The following is a 19,371-nucleotide window of genomic DNA, read 5'->3' as shown; positions in this document are numbered from 1 at the left end:
GGCTAAGGGCTAAGGGCTAAGGGCTAAGCAGCGTGCGGCCTCGACATGATGTCGAAACCCGCTGCGATGCGGCGAGTAAAGGCTCGCGCAGAAGGACGATAAGAAGAAGCTGGCGCAGAGACGCAGAGACGCAAAGGAAGAAAGCGCATTGGTTGATGTTCCCACTGCGCTGCTTTTCTCCTGCTCTTCTTCTCTGCGCCTTTGCGTCTCTGCGCGAGATCTCTTTTTCTTGACCCTGGTTTCTTGACCCTGGTTACCAAGCTCCAGCTTGGTAACCCCAGCCCGGGAAGCTCCAGCTTCGCGTTTTCTTGTGTCGTCTGCGCGACATGGCGCCATCTGATGGACATCATGCAGAGGCCGCACCAGCGAAACCCAACGTTAGGGCGTCGAAATCGAAATCGGGATCGCAATCGCAATCGCAATCGAATCGGGATCGACACGACCTGCCACTGGGCCACGAGAAGCTCGACGTCTACCGTCTCGTGATCGGTTACGTCGCCCAAGTTCGGCGCTGCAATGTGCCGCCATTCAAGAAGTGCTGGTTGTCGGCAAAGCCCTGGACAAGACGCACCGATTTCGATCGCGATACCGATTTCGATTTCGATACCGATTTTGCTTGTTTTTGTAGCGTTCCAAAGGGCTAAGGGACAAGGGAGCGCTCCTCGGCCCTCAGCACGGGGTTTACCCCTTCGTCGGCATGCAGATCCGCGTCACGAGTTGGTCGTCGCTTGCCGCCTGATCCGGCCCGCGTTCATAGACCTCCAGCGCCGGCCGGAAGCGATCCCATTGCCGCTTGGACAGGCGCAGATGCCCCATGGCCGCATGCCAGGCGAGCTCCATGAAATCGTAGCTGCCATGCACTTCGGTCACTTGGCAAGGGCCGCCGACGAAGAACTTGCCGGCGAATTCGCCGGGGTCCGCGCCCGCCGGCACCGGTAGCGCCATGTCGCAGCGCAAGCGCCCGGACTTGGGGTCGCCCATGTGGTAGGCGGCGAACGGCGCCCCGACCGGCTCGATGCCGCGCTCGGCGGCGGCGCGCAAGAGCCGGTCGAACCCCTCCTGCATCGCCGGCTTGATGTCGGCCTTGCCGCCGTCGAACGGGATGGTCCAGGCGTTCTGCGCCGGCAGCTCCGCGACGCCAGGAAAGCGCAGATCCAGCCGCGGCGCCCCCGGCTCCAGCCGCGCGCGCAGCCGCACCAAGCCCAGCTCGAAGTCCTTGCCAATGAGCCCGCTCATGGTCGGCGCAATGAAGCGCATCAAAAACGGCATGCGCCCGCGCATGAGCCAATACACGCGCGTGGCGGGCGCACCGTCCTCTTCGATGGCCGCGAACTCCCAGCTCACCGCCGCCGTCAGCTTGAACGGGCGCTTGAATTCGATACGCTGCTCGATGCGCTCCAAGGGGTGCAGCGCCACCTGCGTGATGCGCCCGGCACCGATGAGCTTGCCATCCCAGGCGTACCAGCCGCGCTCGGCGGCGGCGGCGTCGCTGAAGGTCAGCACCGCGTCCGGCTCGTGCAGGAGCCAGGGGCTCCAGTCCGGCCAACTGCGCAGGTCGCGGACCAGATCGAAGGCCACCTCCGGCGCACAGCGGATGACGGTGGAGCGGCGCACGGCGATGTCGCCGGACTGCAGCGCCAAGTAGATGAGCACCACGGCGATGACGACGATCGGAAACACGAGCACGTAGAGCATGGCACTGCCTCTGGCGGTGAAACCTGGCGGCGCAGTCTAGCGATATCGTCAAGCCTGAAAAAGGCGGCACCATCCGGTGCCGCCAAGTTGGGCCGTTGCGGCCCCGTGGGAGCAGTCCACGTTCAGTAGGTCAGCGTGCAGCCTTCCGCAAAGTGCACGACGATGCCATAGTCGTTCTGACCGTCGCGGGTGTACCGGCTGCCAAAGGCGAAACGCAGCGTGGCCGACGCCCCCGCGGCAATGACCCGTCGTGACTCGGCCCCATACCAACCGCCGCTGACATCCACGCTCGTCGGACTCAGGCTGCCGCGCCAGATGTCCACGCCGTTGAGCCGAAGCTTGGTCAGCTTGCCCTGCGGGCTCGGCCAGATCAGCTCGACACGCGTGATGGTCACCGGCGCCGTACCGTCATTGCTGAGCTGCCAGTCCGTGGTCTTGGCCTCGAGCGTCAGACTGCCGGCGCCGCTGACGATGCAGCTCGCCGGTGGCGCGGCCGTCGTCGCACCCGCCGCATCGGCCCAGGGCGACGCACCGCCGGTGCCGAGCGCGCGCACCCGGTACAGGTAGAAGGTTGCCGCGGCAAGGCCGGTGTCGGTGAGATCGGTGCTGTCGGCGGGCGGCGTGGCGATCAGGCTCCAGCTATTGCCGCCGTCGCTGCTGCGCTCCACCTCGAAGCCGGTCTCGTCCGCCGCGTTGTCGGTCCAGCCGAGCGCGATCTCGGTCGCGGACAGCGCGGTGGCGACGAGGCCGGTCGGGGCGGCCGGCGGCAGCGCGGGCTCGGCGTCGGTCACGGCCGTGACGATGCTGCTCCAGTCGGACGGCCCGCCCGCGTTCAGCGCGCGCACCCGGTAGCCGTAGCCGCTGCTCGCCGCGAGGCCTTGGTCGCTGTAGGCGGTCACGTCGGCGCCTAAGCTCGCGAGCAGGCTCCAGCTCGCGCCGCCGTCGCTGCTGCGCGCAAGCTCGAAGCCGGACTCGTCGACGGCGTTGTCGGTCCAGCCCAGCACGATCTCGGTGTGCGACAGCACCGTCGCCGCGAGCCCCGTCGGTGCCGCCGGCGGCAGCACCGGCGCCGCGTCGGTGGTCGCCCAGGCGTCGTTGGACGCGGCCGAGACACCGCCGCCGTTGAAGGCGCGGGCGCGATAGTAATAGGTGGTCTCCGGCGCCAAGGGCTCGTCGGCGAAGCTCGTGCTATCCGCCGGCAGCGTCGCGACCAGATCCCAGGTCGCGGCATCAAGGGAGCGCTCGAGCTGATAGCCGTCCTCGCCCGTCGCCAGGTCGGTCCAGCCGAGCTCGATGCGCTCGTGCGAGACCGCCGTCGCGGCGAGGTCCGCCGGCGCCACCGGCGCGTCGGGCACGACGCTCGCGCGCCAGGTCGCGACCACCGGGACGGTATCCGCCAGCGCCAGCGCGTTGTCCGCGTAATTGACCTGGCCCGTCGGCGCACCGGCGTAGCTGACCTCGGGGTTCGAGAAGTGCTGCACCCGCGTGCAGCCGAGCGGACAGGTGTAGGCCATCACGGTGCGGAAGGCGCCGGCCGGGTCCTGCCAGCCGTAGCTGTAGGCGTAGAGCCCGGACGTGGCGTTGGCGTGGTCGTGGCTCAGGCCCAGGTTGTGGCCGACCTCGTGCCCGAAGGAGTAGTAGCCGGTGGCGCAGTCGGTCTTGACGACGTTGAACGCGTACTCGGCATAGGCCGGGTCCAGCACGCCCATCTGCCAGGCGAGGCCGCAGTAGCCGCCGGCATCCACGATCAGGCTCACCACGTCGGCGCCGAGCTGCTCGCGCAGCGCCAGCACGTCGTCCAGGGCGCCGTCGCCGGGGATGGTCAGCGCCATCAGGTCCGCGTTCATGTCGCCGGTGTCGTGATAACCGGTCTCCACCGCCCCGACGAGGCGTAGCTGCGCCGGCGCCTGGCTGTTCAGGTAGGCCTGATTGGTCTCCACCACCGCGAGCGCGATGAGCGCCTCGATGCCGTCCACACTGCCGTAGGCCGCGCGCGCCTCGGGCGTGTAGGCCACCAGCACGTCGACGATGCTCGCGCCGTCGCCCGCGGACTGCGTCGCGGTGTCCCCGCTGCCGTCGCCGGCCGTGTCCGCCAGGGACTCGGGCGCGATGTCCGGGATCATCTCGAAGGGCGGATGCGGCAGCGGGTCGTGCGGAGACACCTCCTCCAGCCGCGCGGCACCGCCCGCACCAGGCGTCAGCTTGTACAGCCGCCCGCGATGCCGGATCGTGCCTGCCACGGCCTCGCCGCGGCTCACCAGCAGCACCTCGCTGTCGGCGTCGCCGTCGATGCGGCCGATCCAGGCCCGGCCGCCCGTGGCCTGCTGCTCGACGCGCTCGCGCACCGCTTCCAGGTCCGGCCCAACGCCCAGGTTGAGCCGCAGCCGGCCGCGCCCGAGCGCCGCCGGGTCAACCCGCACCGCACGGCTCTTGCCGCGCAGCGCGGTCGGCCCCGGCCGGGCCGCGGCGCCCGGCACGGCCTGGAACAGCCCGTCGGCGACAGCCGGCGGCGCGGCGTTGGCGGTGGTCGGAAGAGCGGCGGCGGCGGCCATCGCGACGGCCGCGATCAGAGATGCGTTCCACATGGCTGGCTCCCACGGTCTGTTGTTCTGCTTGCTCGGGCCGAGGCCCGCACGGAAGCCGGGCTTCCGTCGGCAGCAAGGGTCGGCCGTGGGCGGCCAAGAAAGCGTGACCGCCGTCGCCCGGCACGGAGCAGCGGCGGGCCGGGATCACAAAACCACGTAAAGGCTCGGTGAAAGCGTGACGCCGGTCCGCGTCAGGCGGGCGCCGGCGGCGGTGCGCCGGCCATCGCGAGCGTCCGGCGTCAGGACGCCGCCGGCTCCGCCAGCAGCTTCTCGATGCTCTGCACCAGCTTCTTGCTGCTCGGCGAGGTCATGCTGCTGTAGACGTCCACGACCTTGCCGTTGCGGTCGATGAGGTACTTGTAGAAGTTCCACTTGGGATAGACGCCGGTCTGCTGCGCCAGATACTGGTAGAAGGGGTCGGCCTTGCCGCGCTTGACGCTGACCTTCTCGAACATCGGGAACTGCACCGAGTAGGTGAGGCGGCAGAAGTCGGCGATCTGCGTCTCGCTGCCCGGCTCCTGGTTGCCGAAGTCGTTGGACGGGAAGCCGATGACGACGAGCCCCTGCTCGCGGTACTTGTCGTACAGGGCCTCCAGGCCCTCGTACTGGCCGGTAAAGCCGCACTTGCTCGCGGTGTTGACGACCAGCACGACCTTGCCCTGGTAGGCGTCGCAGAGGCGCACGGTCTCGTCGCCCGCGAGGCGGCGCTTTTCGAAGTCGAGCGCGGGCGGACAGTTGGCGGTGGCGGTGTTGGTCATGAAGAGACCTCCGATGAGTGGCAAAAGCAGGATCAGATGGCGGGGGCGGATCATCTCGGTGCTCCGTTCGCTTAGGTTAAACAAAACCTGGACAGCGCCGATATGGAGCGGACGCCGCCGATCACAACGCCCGGCACCCGGCGCCCAAGGAGCCCTGCGACGGAGCGCCGCCATTGTCCAACCTTTGAAATGCCGGGTCTGTGAACCAAGCTTGCGAGACTGATTGCAACCCGAGGAACAGCACCGATGGCCGAATGGCTCGAAGGCACGATTGCCGGCAAACGACACTGGTCGCAGGCCCTGTACAGCCTGCAAATCGACGCACCGCTGCCGGCGTTCATCGCCGGGCAATACATCAAGGTCGCGCTCGACCTGGACGGCGAGCGCGTGGGCCGCCCCTACTCCCTGGTCAACGCCCCGGCCGAGCGCCCGCTGGAGATCTACTTCAACGAGATCCCGGAAGGCCCGCTGACGCCGAAGCTCTCGGACCTGCAGGTCGGCGACCGCGTCTGGGTCGCAGACAAGGCGTCCGGCGTGTTCACGCTGGACAACGTCGTCTCGCGCCGGCACCTGTGGATGCTGGCCACCGGCACCGCGCTCGGCGTCTATCTGTCCATGCTGAAAACGCCGGACGCCTGGGAGCGCTTCGAGCGCGTCATCCTGGTACACGGCGCCCGCAACACCGGTGAGCTGAGCTACGGCGAGACCATCGCCGAGCTCCAGGCCGCGCACGAGGACAGCTTCACCTTCATCACGGCGCTGACCCGCGACAGCAGCGAGACCGCACTGCAAGGGCGCATCACGAGCCTGCTTGAGAACGGCGCGCTCCAGGCCGCTGCCGGCGCGGACATCACGCCGGAGGACAGCCACCTGATGCTGTGCGGCAACTCGGCGATGATTACGGACGTGCGCGCCTGGCTGGAGGCCCACGGCATGCGCCGCCACAAACGCCACGAGCCCGGCCACTACACCACCGAGCAGTACCACTGAGCCCGCGCCCCCGCGCCCGCGATGCTGACCGTCCGCGACCTGGCCGTGGCGTCCGCGACCCTGGCGGCGACCCGCAGCCGCACGGCCAAGGTCGGCCGGCTCGCGGCGCTGCTGCGGGCCGCGGGGGCGGCGGAGATCGGCATCGCGGCGCGCTGGTGCACCGGCCAGGCGGCACCGGAGCCGCTGGGCATCGGCCCGGCGCAGGTTGAAGCGGCGCTCGCGACCCCGCCCGCGGCCGACTCGACGCTAACGCCGACGCGCACGATGCAGCAGCTATCGGCGCTCGCCGCCATCGCCGGCAGCGGTGCCAAGGCGCGGCGCGCCGCAGCGCTGGCCGATCTATTCGCACAAGCATCGGCGGACGAGCAGCGCTGGCTCGCGCGGCTCCTGCTCGGCGAGCTGCGCCAGGGCGCGCTGGAGTCGCTGGTGCTGGACGCCCTCGCCGTGGCCTTCGACATCCCCATCGCGAGCGTGCGCCGCGCGCACATGCTGCGCGGCGACATCGCCGAGATCGCAACCATCGCCCGCGCCGAGGGCCGCGCCGGGCTCGACGCGCTCAAGCTCCAGCTCTTTCGCCCGCTCATGCCGATGCTGGCGCAGCCGGCGGCGGACCTGGACGACGCCCTCGCGCAGATGCCCCAACCCATCCTGGAGTACAAGCTCGACGGCGCCCGCGTGCAGATCCACAAGCAGGGCGAGACGGTGCGCGTCTACAGCCGCCAGGGCAACGAGGTAACCGCCGCGGTGCCGGAGGTCGTCGCCGCCGCCGCGGCGCTGCCCGCCCGCGAGCTGGTGCTGGACGGCGAGACGCTGGCGCTCGCGGCGGACGGCCGCCCGCTGCCCTTTCAGGTGACGATGCGCCGCTTCGGCCGCCACAGCGACGATGCCGAGCTGCGCGCGGCGCTGCCGCTCGCGGTGTTCTGCTTCGACTGTCTGGCGCTCGACGGCGAGACGCTCCTCGACGCACCGACCCGCGAGCGCCATCGCGCGCTCGCCGACCGCCTGCCGCCCGGGCTCATCATCCCGCGGCTCCCGGACGCGGACGCCAACCGCGCCGAGGCCTTCTTGCAGCAGGCCTTCGCCGCTGGCCACGAGGGGCTGATGGCCAAGCACCCGGACGCGCCCTACGCCGCCGGCGGGCGCGGCAGCCACTGGCTCAAGGTGAAGCAGGCGCACACGCTGGACTTGGTGGTGCTCGCGGCGGAATGGGGCAGCGGGCGGCGCTCGGGCCTGCTCAGCAACCTGCACCTGGGCTGCCGCGACGGCGTCGGCGGCTTTGTGATGCTCGGCAAGACCTTCAAGGGCCTCACGGACCGGCTGCTCGCCTGGCAGACCGAGCAGCTCGGCGCCCGCGCGCTCGCCCATGATAGCCACGTCGTGCACGTCCGCCCGGAGCTGGTGGTGGAGGTCGCCTTCAACGAGCTGCAACAGAGCCGCCAGTACCCCGCGGGGCTCGCGCTGCGCTTCGCGCGAGTCAAGGGCTATCGCGCGGACAAGACCGCCGCCGAGGCCGACGACATCCAGCGCGTGCGCGAGCTGTTCGCGCGCCAGCTCGCCTACCAGCCGGCAGCGACCGGCGCGAGCGCCCCCCCCCCACGGCCAACCCATGAGCACCGACGCCGGCCAGGTCCGCCGCCTGCTGCTGGTGCTGGGCGACCAGTTGAACCGCGACAGCGCGCTGTTCGACGGCGCCGACCCGGCGCAGGACCTGGTCTGGATGTGCGAGGCGCCCGGCGAGGCGACCCATGTGCCCTCGCACAAGGCGCGCACGGTGCTGTTTCTGGCCGCGATGCGCCACTGCCGGGATGCGCTGCGCGCGGACGGCTGGCGCGTGCGCTATCTGGCGCTGGACGACCACGAGCACGCAGAGCTCGACGCGGCGCTGGAAGCGGACCTGCGGTTGCTCGCGCCGGCGCGCGTCGAGGTCGTCCAGCCCGGCGAGCACCGCGTGCTGGCCGGCATCGAGCGCGCCGCTGCCGCCGCCGGCGTGCCGCTCGCGGTGCTCGAAGACCGGCACTTTCTCTGCTCGATCGGCGATTTCGACCGCTGGGCGAAGGGCCGCCGGGAGCTGCGGCTGGAGTATTTCTATCGTTTTCTGCGCAAGCGCCACGATCTGCTGATGGACGACGGCGGGCCCGTCGGCGGCGCCTGGAACTTCGACAAGGACAACCGCCGGTCCTTCGGCAAGCGGGGTCCGGGCCTGGTGCCGCGGCCCGCGGGCTTCCCGCCGGACGCGACGACGCGCGCGGTGATGGCCCTGGTGGAGCGGCGCTTTCCGGACGCCCCGGGCAGGCTCGACGACTTCGACTGGCCGGTGACGCCGGCGCAGGCCGCCGCCGCGCTGAAGGACTTCGTCGCGCATCGGCTCGCGGCCTTCGGGCCCTATCAGGACGCGCTCTGGAGCGGCGAGCCCTATCTCTATCACGCCCGCCTGTCGGCGGCGCTGAACCTCAAGCTGCTCGACCCGCGCCGGGCCATCGACGCGGCGATCAGCGCCTACCGCAGCGGCAGCGCGCCCATCGCCTCGGCGGAGGGCTTCGTGCGGCAGGTGCTGGGCTGGCGCGAGTACGTGCGCGGCATCTACTGGCGCGAGGGGCCGGGCTATCTGGCGCGCAACGCGCTCGCCGCCCATGCGCCGCTACCCGCCTTCTACTGGACCGGCGAGACGGACTGCGCCTGCCTGCGCGCCAGCATCGGGCAGGTGTTGGCGCTGGGTTACGGCCATCACATCCAGCGGCTGATGGTCACGGGGCTGTTCGCGCTGCTGCTCGGGGTCGAGCCGCGGCAGGTGCACGCCTGGTATCTCGCGATGTTCGTCGACGCCGTGGAATGGGTGGAGGCGCCGAACACCCTGGGCATGAGCCAGTATGCGGACGGCGGCCTGCTCGCGAGCAAGCCCTATGCCGCGAGCGGGGCCTACATCCGGCGCATGAGCAACTATTGCGACGGCTGCCGCTATGATCCGAAGCAGGCCGTGGGCGCCGCTGCCTGCCCGTTCACAACGCTGTTCTGGGACTTCCTGGCCCGCCACCGCGAGCGCTTCGCGCGGCATCCGCGCATGCCGCTGATGTGGCGGAGCCTGGAGCGGCTGCCGCCGGAGCGCGTCGTGGCCATCCAGGCACAGGCCAGCACGCTGCGCGCGGCGCTGGCCGGCTGAGGCGCGCACGGGCGCCCTCGGCCCTCGGCCCTCGGCCCTTCCCCCAAGGTCTCTCTGTGAAACTCGACTCCACCGCACACACCTGGAGGATGCGATGCAAGCACAAGTTGACGTGCTGATCATCGGCGCCGGCCTGTCCGGCCTCGCCTGCGCGCTGCGGTTGCAGCGCGACGGCCTGCGCCCGCTGCTGCTGGAGGCGGCGGACCGCGTCGGCGGGCGCATCGCCACCGATGTGCGCGACGGCTTCCGCCTGGACCGCGGCTTTCAGGTGCTCCAAACCTGGTACCCGGCGGCACGGCGCCTGCTCGACTACGACGCGCTGGAGCTGAAACCCTTCTACCCCGGCGCGCTCGTGCGGCTCGACGACGGCTGCCACCGCGTCAGCGACGTCTGGCGCCGGCCCTGGCGGCTGCCGGAGATGCTGGTCTCCCCGATCGGCACACTCGGCGACAAGCTCCGGCTGCTCAAGCTCCGCCACCGTGCGCTGAGCGGCGATATCGCCTCGCTGTATGCCCGCCCGGAGCAGCCGGCGCCGGCGCTGCTGGCGGACCTCGGGTTTTCCGAGCGCATCCGCGAGCGCTTCTTCCGGCCCTTCTTCTCCGGTGTCTTCTTCGAGCCCGAGCTGGCGGTATCGAGCCGAGCCTTCGAGTTTGTCTTTCGCGCCTTCGCCTGCGGCGACACGGCGCTGCCGGCGCGCGGCATGGAGGAGATCCCGTTGCAGCTCGCCGGCCGGCTCGCGCCCGGAACGCTGCGACTCGAGGCGCCGGTCGAGCGGATCGAGGACGACGGCGTGCGGCTCGCGGACGGCACCAGGCTCACCGCCAAGGCCACGGTCATCGCCACCGACGGACCCGCCGCCGCGCGGCTGCTCGGCCGCGCGGCGCCCGCCACCCGCGGCACCACGTGCTTCTATTTCGCCGCGCCCGAGGCGCCCTTCGCCGGCCCCTATCTGGTGCTGAACGGCACCGGCAGCGGCCCCATCAACAGCCTGCTCTGCCCGAGCAACCTGTCGCCGCACTACGCGCCGGACCGGCGGGCGCTGGTTAGCGTCAACGTCTTCGGCGCGCAGCACAACCCGGATGCGCTGGAAACGGCGGTGCGCCGGCAGCTCGGCGCCTGGTACGGACGCCAGGTAGACGGCTGGGAGCGGCTCGCCGTCTACCGGCTGCCGCAGGCGCTACCGGTGCAGGCGGCCGGCGTGGCGGCGCCCACGGCACCGCTGCGGCTCTCGGAGCGGCTCTGGGCCTGCGGCGAGACGGCGGCGCCGCCGTCCATCCACTGGGCGCTCGCGAGCGGCGAGGACACCGGCGCCGCCATTAGCCGCCTGCTCCACTCCGGCAGCCACGGACCCCAGCCGCGCCTGAGCGCATGACAGTCGCTGCCCCGCTGCCGCCGTCCGGCGCGCCGACGGTCGGCATCGACGGCTGTCGCGCCGGCTGGGTCTGGTGCCGGCGCGCCGCGTCCGGCTGGGACGGCGGCGTCGCGGCGAGCATCGATGCGCTCACGCCCGTGCTCGACACCGCCGCGCTCGCGCTCATCGACATGCCCATCGGCCTCGTCAGCCAGGGTCCGGACGAGCGCGCCTGCGACCGCGCCGCGCGGGCGCTGCTCGGCCGCCCGCGGGCGAGCAGCGTGTTCAGACCGCCCTGCCGCGCGGCCCTCGCGGCGGGCGACTATGTAGGCGCCTGCGCCATCAACCGCCGCTGCACCGGCGTGGCGCTGTCGCAGCAGACCTGGAACATCGCCGCAAAGATCCGCGAGCTGGACCACGCCCTCGCCGCCGCACCCGGTTTGTGCGAGCGGTTGCTGGAGGCGCACCCGGAGCTGTGCTTCTGGGGACTCGCGGGCGGACGGCCGATGGCCCAGAACAAGCGCACGCCCCAGGGCCAGGCCGAGCGCGTGCAGGTGCTGCAAGCGCTGGCGCCCGCTTGCGTGGCGCAGATCGCGGCGCTCCGCGGCGAGCATCCGCGCGCCGCGCTGGCGACGGACGACATCGTCGATGCCGCGGTGCTGGCCGTCACGGCCGCCGCGGCGCTGGGCGCGGACGCCTGCCGCCGACGGCTGCCGACGGTGCCGGAGCACGACGCCTTGGGGCTGCCGATGGCGCTCCTGTACGTACACATCTGAACCCGCGGCCTGCTGGAATAGAGCCGGCCACAAACCCCCAATACGCCGCGCGGTTGCAGCAGACCAACCGATCTTCTATGTTACCGGCCGCCGGAGGGCCGCTGAGGTCTCCGGCCGGGACGATGCCCGACGGAGAACCGGGTGCGCCCGACCCGTGCAGCCGGGCCCCGCTTGGGGCCTTGCCGACGCGGCCACAAACCCTTCGACAACTACGACGTGGCGGCGTCACGGTGCGCACCGCAGCACCGCGGCCCAAGCGGGCTGGCCCGAGCCTGGGCCGTCCGATGACCCGTCAGGACTGCTGGAGCGTCTGCCCATGGTCTCGATACGCCCGTTTTCTGCGCGCATAAGCGCGCTGACCTGTCTGCTTTGCCTCCTGCTCGCGGCACCACTCGCCTTCGCCGCCGACGACGAGGACGACGCCGTCGACCTGCTGGACATGCAGCCCGACCGGCAAGCCGGCGAGGTCATGTACCGCCAATGTGCGCTCTGCCACGGCAAGTCCGGCCAGGGCATCCTCGGGGGCAAGTACCCGCGCATCGCCGGGCTGCCCGAGTATTACCTGATCAACGCGCTGCAGGACTATCAATCCGGCGCGCGCGGCTACGACGCCATGCTCGTGGTCGGCTCGCTCAAGACCGCCGAGGACCAGGACCTCGTGAACCTCTCGGCCTACGTGTCGGACCTCGAGATCGACCTCGACGTGCCGGGGCCCGAGGACGGCAACGCGCGCAAGGGTGGGCGCATGTACAGGTTCGATTGCAGGACCTGTCACGGCCGTGCCGGCGAGGGCAAGCGACGCAAGGAGTCGCCGCCGCTGCGCGGCCAATATCACGAGTACCTGCTGCGCCAGATCGACATGTTCAAGAACAAGGAGCGCATCCACGCCGACGACCCCGAGGACGAGACCTTCGTGGACTACGAGGACGACGATCTGCTCGACATCCTCGCGTTCATCGCGACCCTCGACGATAAGAAAGAAGAAGACGACAAGAAATGACCGCCGGGCAAGCCTCAGCGCGTCCCCGCCGCCAACCCGGCGCTCCACCGAAGGAGTCAACCACGATGACCTCAGCCACGATGACCTCAGCCACGATGACCTCAGCAGCGCTTTCCCGCCTCGCGGCTTGCCTGCTGCTCGGCACCTTGTCGGCGGTCGCCATCGCCGCCGACCCGGCCCCGGCGCCGGAAGTGAACATGTACGAGATCGGCCAGACGGTGCTCAAGATCGGCCTCGCCGAGGGCGTGACACCGGAGGACGCCATCGACGCGATGAACTCCAAGGCCGTCGAGCTCAACATGAAGCTGGTCGGCCACCAGAACGTCAGCGCCGAGCTCGAGGCGCGCGGGCTGGAGTCGCCGCGGCTGGAGATCTTCCAGTTCTGCCGCCCCGAGGACGCCATCAAGATGGTGCGCTTCAACACCATCTACGCGGCCTACATGCCCTGCAGCATCGCACTGGTGCAGGACAACGACGGCCGCTACTGGCTCGAAATGCTGAACCTGGACATGATCATCAACGCCTATGAGCTGCCGGCGGAGCTCCAGGCCATCGCCATCAGCATCAACGGCGAGATGCTGTCCATCATCACCGCCGGTGCCACCGGCGTCTTCTGAGCCCGCGCCGCCGGCCAGGAGGCCGGCGCGGGTGGCCGGCGGGGGCGCCCCGGACGCGACCGCGCAGTACACTTCGGCCCGATGTCCCGCAACCCCGTTTCAGGAGGCGCATCGGCGAATGAACCAATCCCGCATCCAGGCCCTGGCCGGCACGCTGTTGCTGGCTGCAACAAGCCTCGTCTGCGCAGAGGTCTACAAGGGGGTGGACGAGGACGGCAACGTCGTCTACTCGTCCTCGCCGCTGGTGGGCGCGGACCCCGAGCGCGTCCAGAGCATCCGCATCGATCCGCCGCCGAACGACGCGGACGTGAACGCCGCCGACCAGCGCGTGCAGAGCATGCAGCCGCGCGGCGGCGGCGGCCAGCGACCACCGCCGGCCGCCGGCACCGCCCCCGAGCCACCCCAGGCGGCAGAGCAGCAGGCCGCGGGCGCGACCAAGCGACCGCCGATCAATTGGCAGGAGGACGAGGCGGTGCGCCGTGCCCGCTCCCCGGACCGCGTCTCGCAGGGCGCAGGCGGCTTTGCCGGGGAGTCCCGCGCACGCGGTGGCGGCTCGCTGCCGAGCGAGCGCAGCACCCGCTGAGCGCCCGGCGCGCGTCAGCTCGCGTCGGACTGGGCGGCGTCGCGGCGCGCCGAGAGCCCACCCTTGAGCATGATCCAGTCATGCAGCTCGCAGAGCAGAAAGTGCCGATTGGCGGGCTGGCGCAAACTTGCCACCGTGGACTGGTGGCCGTCCTGATAGCGGCGGGCCGCGGTGCGGAACGTGTCCGGCAGCCGCAGGTTGAACAGCGAGGGCCGCACCAGGAGGCGCATCACCTGCTCGAACAACAGCGCATAGCGCTCATCGTCGGGCGCCCGGTAGAGCTCGCCTAGGTCACCACCGTACTGGCTGAAGAGTTGCAGGTAGTCCTGCAGGTCTGGCTTGGTCAGCGTCATGGGCGCGTCATCGAATGGCTGCGGTCACCCGTGGGGGCCGCGGTGGATGTGAAACCTGATCTGGAGCAAGCAAAAGCAAGTAACGGGCCAGCTAGCCGAGAGCCAAGGACCTTAGGCCAAGGGAGCCTCCTCGGCCCTTGGCCTTGCGCGTAACGCCCTCCCCGGCCGTATCAAACCCAGGCCCACATCCCGAGGCGCGGCCATGCGCATGCCCCGGCAGGCCTGTCGGGGATGCGACGCTCGGGCGGATCTGCGACAGCTTGGGGGGAAGGGGCCGAGGGCCGAGGGCCGAGGAAGCGGCTCTGCCTTGATGGGGATCGCCCGACGTTGGCCTCCGCTGCGACGATTGTACGAGTCTTCTCTCAGCCCTCGTCGGTGCCGCGTCGGCGCAGCAGATAGGTGTCCATGAGCCAGCCCTTCTGCTCGCGCAGCGCCGCCTTGAGGCGCAGCAGCTCGTCGTGCACGTCATCGAGCCGCCCGGCGACCAGCACCTCGTCCGGCGCGCCGAGATACCCGCCCCAGTAGATATCCATGTCCTGCCCGACGAAGCGCCGGAAAGACGCGTTGTAATCGAGCATGACGACGGTGTTGTGCACGCTCGCCGGGTCCACCTGCTCCGCCTCCCGGCCGGTGATGATACTGACCGACTCCCCGACGCGATTCAGCGGGATGCGGTGCCGTGCACAGAGCACCTGCACCGCGCTGATGCCGGGGATCACGCTGAGCCCCAGGGGCTCCGGCAGTTCCTGCACCACCCGGGTCAACATGCTGATGGTCTGGTCATAGAGCGTCGGGTCGCCCCAGAGCATGAGCCCCGCCGCCTCGCCGTCGGCCAGCTCCCGCTCCAGCACGCCCCGGAACAGGCGCCGCTTCTCCGCGTGCCAGGCGTCGACAACGGCATGGTAGGCGGCGGCGTCCTGGTCCACCGCGCGCGGGCGCGCCGGGCTCGGCACGCTGAGCTCCCGGTAGCCGCCATCCGGGCGCACACGCTGGAGGATGTCGTGGCGGAGCGCCGTCAGTTCGTCCTTGCCACGGCCCTCCTTCTCGAGGATCAGGAACAAGTCCACACAACGTAGCGCGTTAAGCCCTTCGAGGGTCAGGAAATCCGGATGCCCGGGGCCGATGCCGATCAGGTAGCAGTGCTTCATCGAGGCCATCTTGCAAAGCCAAGTGTCCAGCCAGCTTGACACCGGTCAAAGGAATCGCGGAATGACACTTCTGTTGCTGGCGATGGGCGCCCGGCGCAGTACCATCCCGAGCAGACGAGTCGGACAGTGGCCATCGGCCGGCACGGCGCGTGCCGGCCGGGCCAACCGACGCACCGACCGACACATCGATAGACCGGGCTCAATGACGCGGCCGGCCAGGTTGCCGACACTCCGCAACAGAGACCCAAGCTGGCACTGCCGGGCGAAACCGCCCCGCCGCTGCCGATCACCCGCAGTCGCCGGTGCCTGTCCGCGACCGCCGCTCACCGACACGGAGCCGATTCATGCGCATTCTCTTCGTCCATCCCAACTACAGCGCCGGCGCCGCCGATATCGCCGGCAACTGGTCGCCGGCCTGGGTCACCTACATCGCCGGCTACCTCAAGGCCGGCGGCTACAACGACTATGTGTTCGTCGATGCCCTGGTGGACGGCCTGAATGACGAGCAGTTGCGCATCGCCATCCGCGAGGCCGGGGCCGACGTGGTCGCCACCACGGCCATGACGCCGATGATCTACGTCGCGCAGCGGGTGCTCAAGATCGCCAAGGAGGAGTGCCCGAACGCCGTCACCGTCCTCGGCGGCATCCACCCGACCTTCATGTTCAAGCAGGTGCTCGGCGAGGCGCCCTGGATCGACGTCATCGTCCGCGGCGAAGGCGAGGCGGTCACGCTGAACCTGGTGCGCGCCATCGACGAGGGGCGTTGGCCGAACGAGCGCGACCAGATCAACGGCATCGCCTTCCTGGGCAACGACGGCGCCGTGGTCGCGACCCCGGCCGAGCCTTCCATCAAGGACATCGACAGCATCCGGGCGGACTGGGGTCTGCTGGACTGGAAAAAGTACACCTACATCCCGCTCGGCGTGCCGGTGGCCACCCCGAACATGGCCCGCGGCTGCCCCTTCACCTGCAGCTTCTGCTCGCAATGGAAGTTTTGGCGCGACTACCGCGTGCGCAGCCCCAAGGCCATGGTGGACGAGATCGAGGAGCTGGTGAAGGTGCACGGCGTCGGCTTCTTCATCCTCGCCGACGAGGAGCCCACCATCAACCGCGCCAAGTTCATCGAGTTCTGCCAGGAGCTCATCGACCGCGACCTGGGCATCCATTGGGGCATCAACACCCGCGTGACGGACGTCATGCGCGACGAGGAGCTGCTGCCCTTCTATCGCAAGGCCGGGCTCGTGCACATCTCGCTCGGCACCGAGGCGGCGGCGCAGCTCAACCTCGACCGCTTCGTCAAGGAAACCACCGTTGCGCAGAACAAGCGCGCCATCGAGCTCCTGCAGCAAAACGGCATCGTCACCGAGGCGCAGTTCATCGTCGGCCTCGAGAACGAGACGCGCGAGACCCTGGAAGAGACCTACCAGTTGGTCATGGACTGGGGCGCCGACATGGCCAACTGGTCCATGTTCACCCCCTGGCCCTTCTCCGACATGTTCACGGAGCTGGGCGAGAAGGTCGAGGTGTTCGACTACTCCAAGTACAACTTCGTCTCGCCCATCATGAAGCCGGACAACATCGACCGCGCCGAGCTGCTCGATGGCGTTATGGCCAATTATCGGCGCTTCTACATGAAGCGCATGCTGTTCCAGTACCCCTGGGTGAAGGATCCCTTCCGCCGCCGCTATCTCATCGGCTGCATCAAGGCCTTCTTCCAGAGCGCCCTCCAGCGCAAGTTCTACCAGCTCGGCCAGCAGAACTACTGGGGGCCGATGTTCAAGAAGCTGATCCGCTTCGACTACGACAAGTCCGCGTCCAAGATCGAGGAACCAGATCACAACGCCTGGAAGCAGGCACCGGCGGCCAAACGCCCACTGGAAGGCACGGTCAAGCCCGAGGTCGTGAGACGGCCGGCTGCAATGATCCAGCCCAGCGGCGTCATGGCCTCCATCAAGGCCTGCGGCGGTGCCGAGCCGGCCCATGCCGCCATGGCCTGCGGCGGCGGCAACCAGCAGATGACCGACGAACAGATCGCCCAGTACAACGGCCCGGGCGAGGTCGCCGTGCCCATCTCCGCCATCGGCAGGCCGAAGGAGAAGGCCGCCGTCGCCGAGCAGGCCTAGCCCCCTGCCCGCCTCAGGGGCCGGCACCGCCGGCCCCTGGCCCAACCGCAAGAACGCCCCCGACCGGGGGCGTTTTCATGTGTGCGCGTGCCCAGGCGTCCGCCTCGGCACGCCGTCTCCGCGGCTCCGCCGCACGCTCCCGGCGCCGAAGGCATAGCTGCCAAACGTTAGTAGCGAGGCGCAAGCCCGGGTTGCTTGCAGAGCCCGTGCGTCTGCGGGCGCTCCGCGCCCGAACCGCGCACATGCAAGCAGGTAGCAGAACGCCTCGCGCTCGCCGGGGTGGGCGGATCATCCAAATCGGCCATGGACCGGCCCGCCGTTCGTCGGGATCGAATTCGATGCCCTTAAGGTCGGGTTTCGCTGCCAAACAAGACAATCTCGCGCTCAGTTGGCCGCTACCCGGCGGCGGCACCGGCTCCGGGCGCATTCGCCCATCCCGGTCCTGAGCCAGGCGGCGTCGGCAGCAACCGCCGCGCCCTGGCCCCGTGCTTGCAAACCAGTTGGGCGAGTTGTGGCCGCGTGCTGCGGCCTCCCTGCCACGCAACAACCACGAGGAGCACAATCATGATCAACGAGCAATCGAAGCATGCCGCCGCCCTGTCCCGGATGTCCGCCGTTGCGGCCGCCGCCGCGCTTGGTGCCGCCTGCCTGTGGACCGGCGTCACGGTCGCGCAGACCGGGGCCGGCGCCCCGACCGGCCAGCAGCAGAGGCAGCCGATGGCGGCTCAGCAAGGCCAGCAGGGCGGCGGAACGGACCAGCCGCTGACCAAGCAGCTCCCGGGCCGCTATCAGGTCAGCAACTGGCTGGACAAGTCGGTACAAAACCGCGACGGCAAGGAGCTCGGTTCCGTCAAGGAGCTGGTGATGGACGATATGGGCCGGCTGCGCTTCGTGATCCTGCAGAGCCAACTGCTCGCCGACAACAAGGCGGGGGACCAGGTGGCCGTGCCGGTGGGTCATTTCGTCTACCCGCTAGCGCGCGAGGAGCACCTGGTGTTCGATGTGTCGCCCGATCAGGTGCAAAAGGCCCCGGCCTTCGGTGCCACCGGCGGCGCGCCGAACATGGGCCAACCGCAGGTGAGCCGCATCATCATCGCCTACTGGTTGCCCGAGGATGTCCGGCAGCAGGCACAGGCCGATGAACAGGGTCAGCAGCAGGACCCGCAAGCCCAGCAGCAGGGCGCCCAGCAGGCGCAGCAGCAGGCCGGGCCGCAAGGGCAGCAGGCAGGCACGGGCATGTTCGACCCGAACCGCGATATGGTCTACCTGCCGCCCGAGAAGACCCGGCTGTTCGAGCGTCTGGACCGGAACAACGACGGCGTCATCAGCCGCGAGGAGGCCCAGCAGCACGATGAGCTGGAGCAACGCTTCGAGGAGGTGGACAGCTACGGCAACGAGCGCATCACGCGCTCCGAGTTTGCCGCCTTCGAGATCCAGGACGACAGCGGCATGACCGGCCAACAGGGCGAGCGCAACCCGCGCCGAGAGCAGGAGTCGCAGGAGCAGGAGTCGCAGGAGCAGGAGTCGCAGGAGCAGGAGTCGCAGGAGCAGGAGTCGCAGGAGCAGGAGTCGCAGTAGCGCCGGGAGGACCAGGCGTCCAAGTAGACCAGGCGTCGCAGTAACGGCCGGCGTGCATGCGCGGGCTCCGCGCCATCGTCTCGGCAAGGATGCCGACCCCCTTTGATGCTTTGACCATCCTTACGACGACCATCCTTACGACGACCATCCTTGCGACGACCATCCTTCCGACGACCATCCTTACGACGACCATCCTTCCGACGGCTGCCGTCGGTCGGGACCGAGCCACGCCCACCGCCGCCCGATGACCGCAATCCTGTCCCTGCTGCTGGTGGTGAGCCTTTCGATCCTGGTCACCCGCATCGCCGCCGTTTCCGCGAGCTGACCCAGCGCCGCGCCGGCGATGAAACCAGCCACCGCCAGGCCAAGGCCGAGCACGACCGCGTCGCCAAGCGCGAGCGCCGGGCACCGGGCAGCCTGCCGAAACCGAGCGCTGACCTCGCATCAGGGCGCGCGCACCGATCCAAGCCCACCGCCCCGTGGGGCAAAGCCCCCTGCCAGCGGCGGATCTGCACCGGCCGAGCGTGCGCTCACGCCGATCGACGCGCCGCACTGCCCGTGCTGGGTTGCGGACCATTTTTTGCTGAGCACCGGCAGGAACGCGCGCAGCCAGGCGCGGCGTCGCCGGCGCCGCAAGCCCGACGCGCGGCCCGGCAG

At 69.7% G+C, this 19,371-nt stretch carries 14 protein-coding genes and 1 pseudogene; 10 read left to right on the top strand and 5 right to left on the bottom strand.

The genetic code is table 11. The features are described from left to right. Positions 1–681 precede the first annotated feature (681 nt). The 3 genes from ML01_RS22035 to ML01_RS22025 form a co-directional block, all read right to left on the bottom strand. Positions 682–1,695 carry an SRPBCC family protein gene (locus ML01_RS22035; RefSeq protein WP_058557549.1) on the bottom strand — a complete coding sequence of 338 codons (1,014 nt, stop codon included), beginning with the start codon at positions 1,693–1,695 and terminating at the stop codon, positions 682–684. Between the two features lie 122 nt (positions 1,696–1,817). Next, the gene (locus ML01_RS22030) at positions 1,818–4,280 is read right to left on the bottom strand and encodes a fibronectin type III domain-containing protein (protein WP_058557548.1); all 2,463 of its coding nucleotides are present in this window, start codon (positions 4,278–4,280) and stop codon (positions 1,818–1,820) included. 239 nt (positions 4,281–4,519) lie between these two features. Then, positions 4,520–5,092 carry a glutathione peroxidase gene (locus ML01_RS22025; RefSeq protein ID WP_371258234.1) on the bottom strand — a complete coding sequence of 191 codons (573 nt, stop codon included), beginning with the start codon at positions 5,090–5,092 and terminating at the stop codon, positions 4,520–4,522. A 192-nt stretch (positions 5,093–5,284) separates the two neighbouring features. Here ML01_RS22025 and ML01_RS22020 point away from each other — a divergent pair, with 192 nt between their 5' ends. From ML01_RS22020 to ML01_RS21980, 8 genes and pseudogenes are all read left to right on the top strand, one after another. Further along, positions 5,285–6,028, top strand: coding sequence for a ferredoxin--NADP reductase (locus tag ML01_RS22020; RefSeq protein WP_058557547.1), 744 nt, complete (start codon positions 5,285–5,287; stop codon positions 6,026–6,028). Positions 6,029–6,049: 21 nt separating this feature from the next. Then, positions 6,050–7,513: pseudogene (locus tag ML01_RS27800) on the top strand (ATP-dependent DNA ligase); the annotation flags it as partial. A 121-nt stretch (positions 7,514–7,634) separates the two neighbouring features. Next, positions 7,635–9,185, top strand: a complete 1,551-nt coding sequence (locus ML01_RS22005) for a cryptochrome/photolyase family protein (protein ID WP_058557544.1) — start codon at positions 7,635–7,637, stop codon at positions 9,183–9,185. Between the two features lie 94 nt (positions 9,186–9,279). Beyond that, positions 9,280–10,557: an NAD(P)/FAD-dependent oxidoreductase gene (locus tag ML01_RS22000; protein WP_082674542.1), complete on the top strand. Its 1,278-nt coding sequence runs from the start codon at positions 9,280–9,282 to the stop codon at positions 10,555–10,557. Continuing rightward, positions 10,554–11,312 (top strand): DUF429 domain-containing protein, encoded by a 759-nt coding sequence (locus tag ML01_RS21995; RefSeq protein WP_058557543.1) that lies wholly within the window; start codon positions 10,554–10,556, stop codon positions 11,310–11,312. The genes ML01_RS22000 and ML01_RS21995 overlap by 4 nt, the downstream gene beginning before the upstream one ends. A 316-nt stretch (positions 11,313–11,628) precedes the next feature. Continuing rightward, positions 11,629–12,312, top strand: a complete 684-nt coding sequence (locus ML01_RS21990) for a c-type cytochrome (RefSeq protein ID WP_058557542.1) — start codon at positions 11,629–11,631, stop codon at positions 12,310–12,312. 65 nt (positions 12,313–12,377) lie between these two features. Further along, entirely contained in the window at positions 12,378–12,929 is a 552-nt protein-coding gene (locus ML01_RS21985) for a DUF302 domain-containing protein (RefSeq protein ID WP_162268079.1), read from the top strand. A gap of 118 nt (positions 12,930–13,047) precedes the next feature. Beyond that, positions 13,048–13,512, top strand: a complete 465-nt coding sequence (locus ML01_RS21980) for a DUF4124 domain-containing protein (RefSeq protein WP_058557540.1) — start codon at positions 13,048–13,050, stop codon at positions 13,510–13,512. 14 nt (positions 13,513–13,526) lie between these two features. Here the strand turns inward: ML01_RS21980 and ML01_RS21975 are convergent, their stop codons facing one another. Together ML01_RS21975 and cobF are read right to left on the bottom strand one after the other, a co-directional pair. Further along, complete coding sequence (locus ML01_RS21975) at positions 13,527–13,865, bottom strand: hypothetical protein (RefSeq protein WP_058557539.1); 339 nt, start codon at positions 13,863–13,865, stop codon at positions 13,527–13,529. A 362-nt stretch (positions 13,866–14,227) separates the two neighbouring features. Continuing rightward, positions 14,228–15,013 (bottom strand): precorrin-6A synthase (deacetylating), encoded by a 786-nt coding sequence (gene cobF / locus ML01_RS21970; protein ID WP_058557538.1) that lies wholly within the window; start codon positions 15,011–15,013, stop codon positions 14,228–14,230. A 344-nt stretch (positions 15,014–15,357) separates the two neighbouring features. Between cobF and bchE the strand changes: the two genes are divergently transcribed. Together bchE and ML01_RS30015 are read left to right on the top strand one after the other, a co-directional pair. Next, positions 15,358–17,136 carry a magnesium-protoporphyrin IX monomethyl ester anaerobic oxidative cyclase gene (gene bchE, locus ML01_RS21965; protein WP_058557537.1) on the top strand — a complete coding sequence of 593 codons (1,779 nt, stop codon included), beginning with the start codon at positions 15,358–15,360 and terminating at the stop codon, positions 17,134–17,136. 564 nt (positions 17,137–17,700) lie between these two features. Further along, positions 17,701–18,714: a PRC-barrel domain-containing protein gene (locus tag ML01_RS30015; protein WP_058557536.1), complete on the top strand. Its 1,014-nt coding sequence runs from the start codon at positions 17,701–17,703 to the stop codon at positions 18,712–18,714. The last annotated feature ends 657 nt before the right edge of the window (positions 18,715–19,371 follow it).

Source organism: Thiohalocapsa sp. ML1, from assembly GCF_001469165.1.
Lineage (GTDB): Bacteria > Pseudomonadota > Gammaproteobacteria > Chromatiales > Chromatiaceae > Thiohalocapsa.
The sequence above is the reverse complement of the archived record's forward strand: the minus strand, read 5'-3'. Positions and strand labels throughout refer to the sequence as shown.

Coding starts and splice junctions, on each gene's coding strand:
- ML01_RS22035 (WP_058557549.1), bottom strand. CDS start 1,695: ATGCTCTACGTGCTCGTGTTTCCGATCGTCGTCATCGCCGTGGTGCTC.
- ML01_RS22030 (WP_058557548.1), bottom strand. CDS start 4,280: ATGTGGAACGCATCTCTGATCGCGGCCGTCGCGATGGCCGCCGCCGCC.
- ML01_RS22025 (WP_371258234.1), bottom strand. CDS start 5,092: ATGATCCGCCCCCGCCATCTGATCCTGCTTTTGCCACTCATCGGAGGT.
- ML01_RS22020 (WP_058557547.1), top strand. CDS start 5,285: ATGGCCGAATGGCTCGAAGGCACGATTGCCGGCAAACGACACTGGTCG.
- ML01_RS22005 (WP_058557544.1), top strand. CDS start 7,635: ATGAGCACCGACGCCGGCCAGGTCCGCCGCCTGCTGCTGGTGCTGGGC.
- ML01_RS22000 (WP_082674542.1), top strand. CDS start 9,280: ATGCAAGCACAAGTTGACGTGCTGATCATCGGCGCCGGCCTGTCCGGC.
- ML01_RS21995 (WP_058557543.1), top strand. CDS start 10,554: ATGACAGTCGCTGCCCCGCTGCCGCCGTCCGGCGCGCCGACGGTCGGC.
- ML01_RS21990 (WP_058557542.1), top strand. CDS start 11,629: ATGGTCTCGATACGCCCGTTTTCTGCGCGCATAAGCGCGCTGACCTGT.
- ML01_RS21985 (WP_162268079.1), top strand. CDS start 12,378: ATGACCTCAGCCACGATGACCTCAGCCACGATGACCTCAGCAGCGCTT.
- ML01_RS21980 (WP_058557540.1), top strand. CDS start 13,048: ATGAACCAATCCCGCATCCAGGCCCTGGCCGGCACGCTGTTGCTGGCT.
- ML01_RS21975 (WP_058557539.1), bottom strand. CDS start 13,865: ATGACGCTGACCAAGCCAGACCTGCAGGACTACCTGCAACTCTTCAGC.
- cobF (WP_058557538.1), bottom strand. CDS start 15,013: ATGAAGCACTGCTACCTGATCGGCATCGGCCCCGGGCATCCGGATTTC.
- bchE (WP_058557537.1), top strand. CDS start 15,358: ATGCGCATTCTCTTCGTCCATCCCAACTACAGCGCCGGCGCCGCCGAT.
- ML01_RS30015 (WP_058557536.1), top strand. CDS start 17,701: ATGATCAACGAGCAATCGAAGCATGCCGCCGCCCTGTCCCGGATGTCC.